Origin of the sequence: Leuconostoc gelidum subsp. gelidum KCTC 3527 (assembly GCF_000166715.1) — a bacterium.
Classification (GTDB): domain Bacteria; phylum Bacillota; class Bacilli; order Lactobacillales; family Lactobacillaceae; genus Leuconostoc; species Leuconostoc gelidum.
The window spans coordinates 71,145-84,123 of the sequence record NZ_AEMI01000002.1; the positions used below are offsets into that span (position 1 = coordinate 71,145).

The 12,979-nt window shown below is 36.3% G+C and carries 12 protein-coding genes and 1 tRNA gene; 1 reads left to right on the forward strand and 12 read right to left on the reverse strand.

Features of this window, described 5'->3' with window-relative positions:
- Nucleotide 1: 1 nt before the first annotated feature.
- The 6 genes from pepF to EUI_RS0100625 form a co-directional block, all read right to left on the reverse strand.
- Nucleotides 2-1,789, reverse strand: a complete 1,788-nt coding sequence (gene pepF / locus EUI_RS0100600; protein WP_010015358.1) for an oligoendopeptidase F — start codon at nt 1,787-1,789, stop codon at nt 2-4.
- 97 nt (nt 1,790-1,886) lie between these two features.
- A complete protein-coding gene (locus tag EUI_RS0100605) occupies nt 1,887-2,915 on the reverse strand; it encodes a competence protein CoiA (protein WP_010015359.1) in 1,029 nt (342 codons plus the stop codon).
- A 49-nt stretch (nt 2,916-2,964) separates the two neighbouring features.
- Nucleotides 2,965-4,398: an ABC transporter substrate-binding protein/permease gene (locus EUI_RS0100610; RefSeq protein ID WP_010015360.1), complete on the reverse strand. Its 1,434-nt coding sequence runs from the start codon at nt 4,396-4,398 to the stop codon at nt 2,965-2,967.
- Between the two features lie 95 nt (nt 4,399-4,493).
- Entirely contained in the window at nt 4,494-5,246 is a 753-nt protein-coding gene (locus EUI_RS0100615; protein ID WP_014947680.1) for an amino acid ABC transporter ATP-binding protein, read from the reverse strand.
- The gene (locus EUI_RS0100620) at nt 5,246-6,694 is read right to left on the reverse strand and encodes an ABC transporter substrate-binding protein/permease (protein ID WP_010015363.1); all 1,449 of its coding nucleotides are present in this window, start codon (nt 6,692-6,694) and stop codon (nt 5,246-5,248) included. Before EUI_RS0100620 ends, EUI_RS0100615 begins: the two co-directional genes overlap by 1 nt.
- Before the next feature lie 212 nt (nt 6,695-6,906).
- The gene (locus EUI_RS0100625; protein WP_010015364.1) at nt 6,907-7,971 is read right to left on the reverse strand and encodes a BMP family lipoprotein; all 1,065 of its coding nucleotides are present in this window, start codon (nt 7,969-7,971) and stop codon (nt 6,907-6,909) included.
- 208 nt (nt 7,972-8,179) lie between these two features.
- Here EUI_RS0100625 and EUI_RS0100630 point away from each other — a divergent pair, with 208 nt between their 5' ends.
- Nucleotides 8,180-9,190, forward strand: a complete 1,011-nt coding sequence (locus tag EUI_RS0100630; protein ID WP_010015365.1) for a sugar transferase — start codon at nt 8,180-8,182, stop codon at nt 9,188-9,190.
- Between the two features lie 16 nt (nt 9,191-9,206).
- Here EUI_RS0100630 and EUI_RS0100635 read toward each other — a convergent pair.
- From EUI_RS0100635 to dnaI, 6 genes are all read right to left on the reverse strand, one after another.
- Nucleotides 9,207-9,277, reverse strand: a tRNA-Cys gene (locus EUI_RS0100635).
- A 133-nt stretch (nt 9,278-9,410) separates the two neighbouring features.
- Nucleotides 9,411-9,806 carry an immunity protein Imm33 domain-containing protein gene (locus tag EUI_RS0100640; RefSeq protein WP_010015366.1) on the reverse strand — a complete coding sequence of 132 codons (396 nt, stop codon included), beginning with the start codon at nt 9,804-9,806 and terminating at the stop codon, nt 9,411-9,413.
- Between the two features lie 95 nt (nt 9,807-9,901).
- Nucleotides 9,902-10,204: a hypothetical protein gene (locus EUI_RS0100645; RefSeq protein WP_010015368.1), complete on the reverse strand. Its 303-nt coding sequence runs from the start codon at nt 10,202-10,204 to the stop codon at nt 9,902-9,904.
- Nucleotides 10,188-10,970: a YibE/F family protein gene (locus tag EUI_RS0100650; protein ID WP_010015370.1), complete on the reverse strand. Its 783-nt coding sequence runs from the start codon at nt 10,968-10,970 to the stop codon at nt 10,188-10,190. Before EUI_RS0100650 ends, EUI_RS0100645 begins: the two co-directional genes overlap by 17 nt.
- A complete protein-coding gene (locus tag EUI_RS0100655) occupies nt 10,967-12,055 on the reverse strand; it encodes a YibE/F family protein (protein WP_014947681.1) in 1,089 nt (362 codons plus the stop codon). Before EUI_RS0100655 ends, EUI_RS0100650 begins: the two co-directional genes overlap by 4 nt.
- Nucleotides 12,052-12,978: a primosomal protein DnaI gene (gene dnaI / locus EUI_RS0100660; RefSeq protein ID WP_010015372.1), complete on the reverse strand. Its 927-nt coding sequence runs from the start codon at nt 12,976-12,978 to the stop codon at nt 12,052-12,054. Before dnaI ends, EUI_RS0100655 begins: the two co-directional genes overlap by 4 nt.
- Nucleotide 12,979: the final 1 nt, after the last annotated feature.

Below are 12,979 nucleotides of genomic sequence, written 5' to 3' on the forward strand. Positions count from 1 at the left end.
CTTACTTGATTAATAATGATTCTAATTGATTTAATCGTGTTTCAAACACATTGAATGCCTGCTTTAAATAATCAGCTTGACTCATATCCACACCAGCTTTTAAAATCACGTTCAAAGGGTAGTCCGATGAACCGGCTTTTAAGTACGCTTTATAATCTTCTGCGCCATCATTTTTAATGATGCGTTCTGCTAATGTTGTCGCTGCCGCTTCACCCGTTGCGTACTGATAAACATAGTAGTTATAATAAAAATGTGGTATTCGTGTCCATTCATACGCAATTTCTTCATCCGGAAACAAATCTGGTCCATAATATTTTTGGTTAAGTTCACTATAATAGGTGCTCATGTGGTCAGCAGTCAAAGCGACACCCGCTGCACTTTGCTCATGAATCCAATTTTCAAATTCCGCAAACTGCGTCTGACGAAAGACAGTTCCTTTAAAGCCATCAAGATATTGATTTAAAACATATGCTTGAAATTTAGGGTCACTATTTGTTTTTAGTAAATAATCTGTTAGTAAACTTTCATTAGTTGTCGAAGCAATTTCTGCTAAGAAAATCGGATAGTCACCATAATGATAATCCTGGTTATGTCGTGTTAAATAAGAATGAACAGAATGACCCATTTCATGAGCCAGCGTATAAACATTATTCAAATTATTTTGCCAGTTTAACAAAATAAAAGGATTTGTATCATAAGTCCCACTCGAGTATGCTCCTGAGCGTTTCCCTTTATTTTCAACAACATCAATCCAGCGTTCATCAAATGCTTTTTTGACAATATCAAGATAATCTTGGCCTAATGGTGCTAAAGCAGCTAACACAATTTCTTGCGCCTTTTCATATGTGACGTCAAAATCAACTTCATCCACCAATGGCACATACAAATCATAACTATGCACATCTGTTACGCCTAAGATTCTTTTACGTAATGATACAAAGCGATGTAACAACGGTAAATTAGCCGCTACCGTTTGACTTAACGTATCAAAAACAGTTGTTGGGACGTTGTGTGGTAAGATAGCAGCTTCGCGTGCTGAATTATAATGACGCACTTTAGCTAAAAAGTTATGTCCTTTAATATGAGATGACAAAGTTGAAGCAAATGTATTTTGCAACCCGATGTAACTGTCATACAATGTTTCAAATGCTTCGCGGCGCAAATCCCGTGACTTTGATTCAAGTAGCAAGCTATATAGGCCATTAGTCAACGCTACAGTCTCGCCTGATTCCGTATGCACATCCCCAAAAGTTATATCTGAATTATCAAGTGCACCAAACGTGTTTTCTGATGCATTAAAAATATCACCCACACCAGCTAATAATTTTTCTTGTTCCGCAGCTAACGTGTGTGGCTTTAAAGCACGTAATGTTTCAAATAAATGTGCATACTGTTTTAAGCCATCAGTCATTAAATAAACTGCCAATTTATCATCCGGTATGTTTAAAACTTCGGGTTGGAAATAGGCTGTTGCCTGACTTACTTCAGCCCAAAGTGCTTGTACGCGTGAATTGAAAGCCGCATACGATTGATTTGTTGTGTCTTGATCATAAATTTGATGTGCATATACATACACTTTTTCCAATTCCCGTTCTATTTTCAAATCAGCCTCTAATGCAGATTGTAACAATTCAGCTGAATCGCCAACATGTCCAACAAAACGACTCAACATTTCCGTTTCCTGTTTAACAGCAGCAAAAGCGAGTTCCCAGTCACTATCAGAATCAAAAATTGTAGACAGATCCCACGTAAGATCTTCAGGTACTTCATTGCGTAATAGTTGTGCCATAATATTAACGTTCAGCTATCATTCTTAAAGTAATAAGCAACTTTAAAAAGTCAAACTGACATTTCTCCTCTACATGATATAATATCTTATTTTATCACTATTTTCTCACTTTACCTAGTTTTTCTTGTATAGATTCATACCATAAGGGTACATGTTTCACTAATATGTATTGCTCTTTTTTGACAATATATTTTTGCTGTACAAGTTCCTTTAAAAGACTCATTGATTGTTGCTTTTTAAATTCTTTATCTCCTAAAACATAATTTTCTAATTTAGTTAAAAAAGCATCTTGATGAACAACATTTCCTATGCCTATATACTCAATAAGTAGTAAAGATAACATGCGCCAATGCCAATTGGGAATAGATAGACCAAAATGCCAACCTTGATGAATCCAAAGTGGTGCATTAAGCAGTAACCGTTGACGTTGATAAAGATAACGCACTATTTTTTCATCTATACGTTTTTGAATCAGTAAGTTTTGTAACTTATAAATTTGCTTTTGAATATTGATTTGTAATTTATCATCAACTGTAACTGTTTCAAATAACTGATGACTGTATTTTTCTATGTAACTGACACGTTCAAAATCGTATTTTTTGAAATTTGTACGATGGATAAATTTTTCAACATTTGGTAAATAAAACGTTAAATTCCCTTGCATTAAAAATTTTAGAATTGTTGTTTGGGTCATATTTTTAACATAGTAGTCATTGCCTAAAATCCAAATAACATGAATATTTTGACTTTTATAGCCTGCATTACGTTGATCAAGTTTTTTTTGCGAAATCGGACTGCATTGATATTCAATTGCTATTTGTCTATGTCCACGTTGCATTAAAAGGTCAGGTCGTTGGTTAATTTCTGGTATCACTGCTTCAATTTTAATATCACCGAAATGTTGTAAATATATCGCCAATTGTAATTTCCCTGCTAAGTGCTGTGTTGTTTCATTTTCTGAAAATGTTTCACAAGTTGATTTTGCGTAATGAGCGAAATGTTTTTGTTTGATATCACCACTTTTGAGTATGACTTTTTCTTTGCAACCAGGGCATACAAATTGTTGATTTTTAATCGCATCGGCTGCCTTGACATATTCTTGATTATCATTAAGTGCTATGATCATAAAAAGCGCCTCCAATTCATCATACGAATCGGTGACGCTTTGCTCACAATTATTTCAATTTCTTTTCTACCCAATTACTTAACCAAGTTAACAGCGTAATGACGATTAAATAGATCACAGCTATAATTGCCCACACTCTGAATCCTTGGGAATTACGCGCAACAATTAATGTTCCAGTTTGCGTCAGCTCTAGTAAACCAATGGCTGATAAAATTGACGTATCTTTTAATGTGATAATAAACTGATTGATAAAACTTGGTACCATAATACGTAGCCCTTGTGGCATGATAACGCGACGCATAGCACTACCATATGGTAAGCCAAGTGAACGCGCAGCCTCCATTTGACCCCGGTTAACTGCTTCAAATCCACCACGTACAAACGCGCCAGTATAAGCACCCTCGTTTAAAATTAAAGTAATAATTCCTGCTGTAAATGCTGGAATTTTAACACCAGTCACACCTGGCAAACCAATATAAATAAAGAATGCCAACACCATTAACGGTAACCCACGGAAAATATAAATAATGGTTGTAGAGATGGCACGAACCCACCTATATTCACTGACACCTAAAACCCCTAATAATACACCCCAAACTGAGGCTAAAATGATGGCTATGACTGTGAGTTCAAGTGTTTGCCATAAGCCTTTTAATAAAGCAGCCCGATTTGATGTCATAATGCCCCATATAGAGCTATTATCTTTCTTGGTACCAGAGAAAGTTGCTTGACTAGCACCAAGGTATTTCGCTACAATCTTGTCGTATGTGCCATCTTTTTTGATAGCAGCAAAGCCATGATTAAATGAGGCTAACAAAATTTTATTTTTGCCTTTTTCAACGGCAAATCCGTATGACCCAGCGTTTCCTGGCTTATTAACATTCATCACCTTTAAAGCCATGCCATTTTTGATAGCATACTGAATAACTGGCATATCCTCAAATGTTGCCGCTGAATTGCCAACGACAACATCATTGTACATGGTATCCGTATCATTAAAGTATTTCACTTTAAACCCATATTCTGCCTGTAAGGACTTGCCATACTCCGAAGCGGCTGTCCCAGTTTTCAAAGCGACTGTTTGGCCCTTTAAATCATTTAATGACTTAATTTTACTGTTTTTTCTAACAATCCATGCAACACCAGTTTTGTAATAAGGTGTTGAAAAATCATAAACTTCTTTGCGTTCAGGCGTGATTGACATACCCGCAATAATACCATCAGCTTGCCCGTTAGAAACAAGTTGTGCCGCAGAATTATAACTCATAGGTCGCATAGTATACGTAAAATTTTCTCGCTTCGCAATAGCTTTCATAGTATCTTGCTCTATACCAACGTAGTTACTATTTTTGTCTTGAAACGTAAACGGCGCATAAGTTGCATCAGTCGTAATTGTATAATGCGGTTCAGCTGCATTAACTGTTGATACAAATGCAAAGAATGAAACAAGTGTTGCCAACCCTAGTAAACATTTTTTAAACATTTTATGATACTCTCCCATATCTCACAAAAAAGTCGACCATAGGGTCGGCTTTTTTATCTATTTTAACACATATGTCATAATAAACACCATTTCATTTATGCATGCATGACTTTACTTAAAAATTCTTGTAGTCGTTCATTCTTTGGTGCATTAAAGACTTGTTCAGGCACGCCAGATTCTTGAATTTTACCTGCTTCGAAAAACACAACGCGGTCTGCTACTTGCTTAGCAAATCCCATTTCATGTGTAACAATAATCATTGTCATACCAGACTCAGCTAAATTCTTCATCACTTCCAACACATCACCCACCATTTCGGGATCCAATGCTGAAGTAGGTTCGTCAAAGAGCATCACATCTGGTTCCATTGCCAAAGCACGAGCAATGGCAATGCGTTGCTTTTGACCACCAGATAATGAATTCACTGATACATCAGCTTTATCAACCAAATCCACTGTTTTAAGGAGTTCACGTGCTTTTTTCTCTGCAGCAACTTTATCCAATTTTCCAAGTTCCACAGGTGCTAACATAATGTTTTCCAGTACAGTATAGTTATTAAACAAATTAAAATTTTGAAATACCATACCTATATTTTCACGCACTTTATTGATATCAGTGGCTTTTTCAGAAATATCAAAACCATCAACTACAATTGTGCCATTATCTGGTGTTTCCAATTGATTTAACATGCGAAGAAATGTTGATTTTCCAGATCCTGAAGGGCCAATCATAACCACCACTTCATTTTCAGCGATATCTAACGAAATATCACGTAACACATGATTTTCACCATATGATTTATTGACTTTTTCAACATGTACTTTTACTTTTTTTTGTATTTCACTCATCATGCACGTGTCCTCTTTTCTACCCAATTACTCAGCCATGTAAGCAAAGTAATCACAATTAAGTATATCACAGCCACAATTGCCCACACTCTGAATCCTTGTGAGTTACGAGAAACGATCAAAGATCCCGTTTGCGTTAACTCTAAAATACCAATCGCTGATAAAATAGAAGTGTCTTTCAACGTAATAATAAATTGATTAATAAAACTTGGCATCATGATTTTTAAGCCTTGTGGGACAATCACCTTACGCATAGACTTAGCATAAGACAATCCGAGAGATCTCGATGCCTCCATTTGTCCACGATCCACAGCTGCAAACCCACCTCGAACAAAAGCAGCAGTATACGCCCCTTCGTTTAAAACCAATGTTAACAGGCCAGCAGTAAACGCTGGAATTTTCATACCGATAACACCAGGTAAACCAATATAGATAAAGAATGCTAGTACCATTAAAGGTAAGCCACGGAAAATATAAATGATGGTTGTTGACAGGCTTCGCAAAATTGCATTTTGACTGACACCCATAACACCAAGTAAAATTCCCCAAACAGACGCCAAGATAATTGCTAAAATAGTCAGGAGCATTGTCTGCCACAAACCTTTTAAGAAAGCGCCATTATTTGCTTTTAGTATACCAAGTACAGAGCTATTGTCTTGTTTGCTGCCAGTAAACGTTGTCGCACTAGCACCTAGATATTTTGCAACAATCTTATCATACGTGCCATCTTTTTTTATCTCTGCAAAACCGCGATTAAAAGCAGCTAACAACTTCGCATTTTTACCCTTTTGAACACCAAAACCGTACCACCCAGCTTGAATTGGTGATTTTGAATTCATAACCTTTAATTGTGTACCATTTTTTACAGCGTATTGAATAACAGGTAAATCACCAAAAGTTGCTTGTGCATTACCATTGATCACATCATTGTACAATGTATCTGAATCATTAAAGTAGGTGACTTTGAAACCATATTTCTTTTGCACTGACAACGCATAGTCAGCTCCTGATGTACCTGTTTTCAAAGCAACAGTCTGCCCTTTTAAATCACTTAGCGATTTAATATTTGATCCTTTTTTGACAGCCCAGCCAATACCTGATCGATAATATGGTGTGCCAAAATCAAATACTGCTTTACGTTCATCTGTAATCGACATCCCAGCAATGACACCATCAGCCTGTCCAGAAGATACTGACTGTGTCGCAGCATTAAAACTCATAGGCTTTAACGTATACGTAAACCCTTGCCGTTTAGCAATAGTTTTCAAAATTTCTTGATCAATACCTGTATATTGATTATTTTTATCTTGAAAATCAAATGGTGGGTACGTTGCATCTGTTGTAATAATGTAATTTGGCGTTTGAGCCGCATTAACATTATTACTCGTAACAAGAAACGCCAGTAATGATAGCACGCCAACAATTAAAATTTTTACTATTTTTTTCATAATAACTCCATTTTACCAAAAAATTTATGATTATAAGCAATCTCATGTCAGGTTTTTTTACACAATTATTATTTTACTAATGAACCATTACACCAATGTTAACACCTACTGATATAAAAAACACTTTGCAGATTAACCGTCAGCACTGGTTAATCCGCAAAGTGTGCCATTATCTCGTTACCTTTTATGCCAAGCTTACTTTAATTAATTATTTATGGATGTACTGGTACTTTGATGTCGCCTGCAATAATTTTCTTTTGTGCCGATTGCACTGCTGACCATACGTTGTCTGAAGCTGAATCCTTAGCCAAAGCCACACCCTTCTCTTTCAGGCCGTATGTGATCGTTTTGCCACCTGGAAAATTACCCTTACGGCCATCATTTGAAAGTGCTTCGACTGCATGATCCACACGTTTAACCGCTGAAACAAGTGTAAAGTTTGACTTTTCGTTATTTTTAGCCGTATAAGCCCCGTCTTGTTTTTGATCCATGTCAACACCAATCACCCAGATCTTATGGTCGGAATCAGCTGTCAACTTTTGATTATTAGCTTTTGCCTCAGAGAAAACACCTGCCCCTGTGCCACCAGCTGCTTGGAAAATAACATCCGCACCACCAGCTACCATTGATGCAGCGATTGTTTTCCCTTTAGCAGCATCAGTAAACGAATCAGCATACTGTGACACAATTTTAATACTTGGGTCTGTTGCTGCAACACCAGCTTTAAATCCTGCTTCAAAGGTATCGATGATATCGCCATGAATACCACCAATAAAACCGACTGTTTTTGACTTTGTTTGTTTAGCCGCTGCAACACCAGCTAAATATGATGACTGTTCAGATTTGAACATTAACGATGCCACATTCTTATCAGGAATCACTGAGTCTATGATCGCAAAATTTGTCTTGGGGTTAGCTTTGGCAACTGTATTCATTGCCGGTGCCGCTGCAAAACCAACACCGTATACTAATTTATAGCCACCTTTGACTGCTGTTTGTAAATTTGTTTTAATATCTGATGTATCAGTACTTTGAAAATAATTAAAACCTTTTGTGCCTTGTTTAAGATTGTTATCTTTACCATACGCCTTTAAACCAGACCATGCTGATTGGTTAAAAGAGCGATCATCTACACCACCACCATCAGTCACTAAGGCAACTGTGTAGTTGTTCTTACCCGTTGACTGCGAACCACTACCTCGTGTAGCAGCGTAAATACCACCACCAATAACTGCGACTGCAATAACACCAATACCAATTTGTGCTGAACGTTGCATAATTAAAAATGTGTGTAAGTACCCAAAATCGACTTACACCTCTCCTCTCAAAAAGTTATATACTCATTATGCGTCATTTTCTCTTTGAAACCATGATAAAATGATTAAAATTTAGCAAAAAAGGCGAACTTTATATTTTTATTTAATTTTTCGTTCGTATTTTAAAACTTTCCATTAAATATGGTTCGGATTTTGGTAAAATAATCATATGACATATCACATCACACATACAATTGAACCATGGATGCCAGCAGGTGCCTTAAAAGCAAAATCGGATTATGCAACAATTGCGGTCGCTTTAGGTTGGCAGGAATTGCCTCTAATGCGCTACAATGATGCGCGTTTCTCCAATGAGACGCGCTTACAAAAAATCTCCGAATGGTTAACAGATGTTAGGCCAGAAGATCTTGTCCTCCATCAATTTCCAACCTATATGAGCGCTGAATTTGAACGTCAATTTGTCCATACATTAAAACACCTCAATGTTCGTCGTGCTATTGTAATTCATGACATTGAACCCTTGAGATTGGTTAAGCAAGATGCCTGGGAATATCAGATTTTAAACCAATACGATTTTATTATTGTCCATTCTAAAGCCATGAAGAATCAATTACAAGCCAATGGTATAAAAACCGCCTTTATTGTGCAACCGTTATTTGATTATCTCAGTCAGCCACGCCCTGCTGCTTTATTTAGCCGTAATATTAATTTTGCTGGCACTTTTCAAAAATCTCCTTGGTTACAGAATTACACTGGTCCAAACTTAACTCTTTTTGGTTCAAAACCAAAAAAATGGCAAAACGTTAATTTCTCAACACATATCAATTATCAAGGTAATTTTGACCCCGAAGAAATTGTCAACCACCTGACTGACGGTTATGGTCTCATCTGGGATAGCGATTTCGATGATAAAACTTATCAAACTTACACGCGTTATAATACACCACACAAAGCTAGCTTGTACATACGTGCAGGGTTACCATTAATTGCTTGGTCTCAAAGTGCTATTGGACAATTTATTGCCCAGCATAAACTAGGTTTTGTTATTAATAATTTAACTGATCTCGATCTAAAATTACACGTGATAAATGAGGCACAATACCAATTATGGCAGATTAATATACAAACAATTGCTGATCGTGTGGGTCGCGGCGAATACACGAAAAATACATTGCATCAACTCATTTCATATCAAAAGGATCATTACTTAGATAAGTAATGATCCTTTTATTTAGAGGTAATAACCGGAGTCGAACCGGCGATGACGGTTTTGCAGACCGTTGCCTTACCACTTGGCTATATTACCATTATGAAAAACTATTGTAACAATAATGAACGTACAAACAGCGAAATAACATTAAATAAATCATCTGTTATTTTTTTCATTACAACAACATTTACAATTATATGTGAAAATGATTCAAATTACAAATACTTTGTTACTTTGAATCATTTTCCATGACATCGCCAGCGACAATTTCAATATGTGGTGTCACTGTACCATCTGATAACCAAACAGGTGTATGTGTTTTCGGATCCCACCACCCCTTAACATTCACACGCTTATCAAGCATCAAGTCAGTACCATATGGTAAATCTAGCACATCAATTAGACTAGGTTCAATAGCTAGGGCCGTTTCAATTACCAGTGGCATGAAGTTTTCAGAATTTTCGTTCCATTGCGCCGTGTCGTTATCAGCAAATAGCAGCCATCCTGAATCTTGCGATGTTGTGGGCGCCAATTCTCGGTATATCCAACGTAAATTACCAGTACCATCTATCAAGTGCTTTGAAGCTAATACAACAGCTTCAGGCTGATTAAATACTGAGCGCATAAGTCATCTCCCTAGCATGTTCAAAAACATGTTTTCTTTCAACAAGAACTACTCTAATTATATCTCATAACTTATTGATTACAAAATAACAAATTTTAACCTAATTTATTTTCCAATAAAATTTGTGTCATATTCGTATCCATATCAGGGGTGCGACGCCATTCTTCCCAACCATCATACTCTAATGGTAATAATTGGTAATGTTCATTGATATAGTTTTCCAACTTCTCGACGTAAGACGAACGTGCAATATTCATTTTTAAAATACGGACACGTTTGATGTAACCATGCTCAGCAGCATACTCTGAGCGACCATTATGTGTAATATTTCCGAGTTCAAAATAAATTGAATCATCATTGCGTGTGATTTCTTCTATGAGATTAAATGTCTCTTTCATGCTTGATTCTCACTTTCTGCTGCTTAACGTTTGTACGTACAATGAACCAACTGGCAATCCAAATACTCAATAAAATACCAAGCATACCGAGTAACATGGTCACGATTTCTGTCATCAATAATTTCGCATTCACAAACATTGCAACTGGATAGTGTAGCCGAACAAACCAAATAAGTAGCGGTATATTAGCCCCCAACACCCCAAAAAACAAAGTATTAATTGCGGTTCCTAAAATTTGACCACCAATAATACGTGAATGCGCATACAAACTTGTACCAGTCATATCAGGTGATCGTTCAATCACTTCATTTAAATCTGCCGAAATTGCCATGGCTGCTTCTGCGACGGCACCTAAAACTGAAATCACCATCACAACCATGGCAATGTCACTAAATGATAATCCAACAGTCAAAGACAATCCTTCTAGTTCTTCTGAATTTTCCGTTGTAAACCCTTGAAATTGTCCAAAATACTGTAAGATAATTGATAAAGCCATTAAAATAGCCACAACAATAACACTCGTTTTAAAAGCTATGTTGGTTACTTCAATATTATCTGAACCCAAGTAAATAGCAACCGCCAAAATAATAACACTGATAATAGCTGTTACAATATAAGCATTAAATTGCCAATTAATCAAAATAATTAAAATAAAAATAGCAAAAAAATTGCATACTAGTCCTAAAAAAGCTTTGACGCCCTGAATGCGACCGACAACAACCATTAATACAAACAAAATAATAACAAGAATTCCGATTGCATTCATAATTTGGTCACCTTCCTTGCCATAATCCAACCAACTAAAGCGCTCGTGACTGGCACTGCCAAAACAATGCCAATACCCGAAATAACCGTTTGTAATATCCCTAAATTCATAGTTTGATCCATAATATAAGTCCAGTTATTACCGTTACGCAACATTAAGAATACCATTGGCATCGTTTCAGCAATAAATATCATAAACAACACATTGATCAATGTTCCCATAATTTCACGACCTACAGACATACCAGCATGCCAATAGTCGCTAAAATGACGTGTTATCCCTTCACGACGCATACCAAATTGCATCGCCACAATATCTGCCGCTTCATCCATCACAGCCCCCAGTACACCGATAATCGTTTGAGCCATAAACAGTGTCACTGGCACCTGTGTGACATAAGACATTGTTTCAAAATGGACGCCGGCATTATTAGTTAAACGTAAAACACAAAGCAACAAACCAATTGTTAATGTTGTTGTCAATAGCGTTGTCAGTAGCGTAATGCCCATTTGCAAAGTTTTACCTAATACCAAAGCCAAACTAGCCGTTGCAAATAATATCGCTAGTACGCTAAATAGCAGCAAAACATTTGCATCTTTACTGTGCACATTAATAAAAAGCGCGAACCCAAATAATATGATATTAATCACTAAACTAAACATTAGCCAGCTTGTTGCCCGCCATTTACTATAAATTAGCAATAAACCGACTAATAAAGTGGCTAACGCCCCAACTACTGCATCGCGTTTTAATGATAAAATATGTTTCGTAGAACCAATATTTTCTAATAATAATTGGTCTCCAACACGATATTTATTGGAAATAACCTGTGATTGTGCATAGCTGTTACTCACGTAGATAGTTTTTTTAGCATGATTTAACAATTTAACGGTTATTTTTTGTGTCATAATAAAGTCTGAATTTTGATGTTCATCCGTTATTTTTTGCGTTTCTTTCTCACTAACTCTTGTGACTTGACCGACCGGATTAGTGTACAAAAACGCATCATGTCGCAAAAATAGCCAAGCCATCGCAACTATCATGAGTACCAACCAATATTTTTTTGTCTGCTTAATAAACGTCAATTTTCTAACCGTCGATTTTTGCCATTAACCTCGATTAATCGTGTCAAAAATTTAATACGCTGCATCAAACGTGCAGCCTTTCCAGTATCACGATCGTCACGTGTTTCAGATAAATAAGTGGTCATTTCATTCATATCAAAGTTAGATGTAATAAATGTCGTTAGTTCATTTTGCATCCGATATTCTAAAATAACCCCCAAAATATCATCACGAATCCACATGCTTAAATTCTCAGCACCTAAATCATCCAAAATTAGTACAGTCGTTGTTTTAGTTTGCATGATGAGTTTTTCTCTCACATCACTATTTTTGCCAATTGTATTTTTTAAATCAACCGCAAAAGAAGGAAAATGAACAAGCATGACATCAATATTATTAGCTGCTAACGCATTTGCTAAAGCGCCCATTAAATAGGTTTTACCTACGCCAAATTCACCATATAAATATAATCCTTGTACATACGCATCATCTTTTTTAAGTAATTGTGTCAAAATATCTACAATTGACGTCACCACATTTGCACGACCAGAATCAACTACAATTGTTTGCAAATCAGCATCACGAATAGCCTTTGGCATCTTGTAAGATGTCAATTTTTCAGCCTGCATTAACTGTTTTTGTGTACTTTCCTCAGCAACGTAACGTACATGTGGGTATCCTTTTTCAATCGCTAATTGTGGATAATAACCAGGATATAGTGACTTTTCCCCATGTGCAATACGTTCTTTTTGCTGCACAAATTCATGTAAGTCCATCATCTTTAATTGAAAAGCGTCTTGGCGCAATTTTGTTTGATTTTCTGCCCAAAAATGGCGAACATCTTCGTCATTAGCAATTTTTTTCACAACTTCAGCCAGTGAGGTTTCTTCAATTTTAGAATATTTTTGTTGAAATTGTTTTAGTATTTCTGATAAATTTTGCATA

What these genes read in the sequence shown, in the direction of transcription:
- pepF (WP_010015358.1), bottom strand. Translation starts at nt 1,789, where the DNA reads ATGGCACAACTATTACGCAATGAAGTACCTGAAGATCTTACGTGGGAT.
- EUI_RS0100605 (WP_010015359.1), bottom strand. Translation starts at nt 2,915, where the DNA reads ATGATCATAGCACTTAATGATAATCAAGAATATGTCAAGGCAGCCGAT.
- EUI_RS0100610 (WP_010015360.1), bottom strand. Translation starts at nt 4,398, where the DNA reads ATGTTTAAAAAATGTTTACTAGGGTTGGCAACACTTGTTTCATTCTTT.
- EUI_RS0100615 (WP_014947680.1), bottom strand. Translation starts at nt 5,246, where the DNA reads ATGAGTGAAATACAAAAAAAAGTAAAAGTACATGTTGAAAAAGTCAAT.
- EUI_RS0100620 (WP_010015363.1), bottom strand. Translation starts at nt 6,694, where the DNA reads ATGAAAAAAATAGTAAAAATTTTAATTGTTGGCGTGCTATCATTACTG.
- EUI_RS0100625 (WP_010015364.1), bottom strand. Translation starts at nt 7,971, where the DNA reads ATGCAACGTTCAGCACAAATTGGTATTGGTGTTATTGCAGTCGCAGTT.
- EUI_RS0100630 (WP_010015365.1), top strand. Translation starts at nt 8,180, where the DNA reads ATGACATATCACATCACACATACAATTGAACCATGGATGCCAGCAGGT.
- EUI_RS0100640 (WP_010015366.1), bottom strand. Translation starts at nt 9,806, where the DNA reads ATGCGCTCAGTATTTAATCAGCCTGAAGCTGTTGTATTAGCTTCAAAG.
- EUI_RS0100645 (WP_010015368.1), bottom strand. Translation starts at nt 10,204, where the DNA reads ATGAAAGAGACATTTAATCTCATAGAAGAAATCACACGCAATGATGAT.
- EUI_RS0100650 (WP_010015370.1), bottom strand. Translation starts at nt 10,970, where the DNA reads ATGAATGCAATCGGAATTCTTGTTATTATTTTGTTTGTATTAATGGTT.
- dnaI (WP_010015372.1), bottom strand. Translation starts at nt 12,978, where the DNA reads ATGCAAAATTTATCAGAAATACTAAAACAATTTCAACAAAAATATTCT.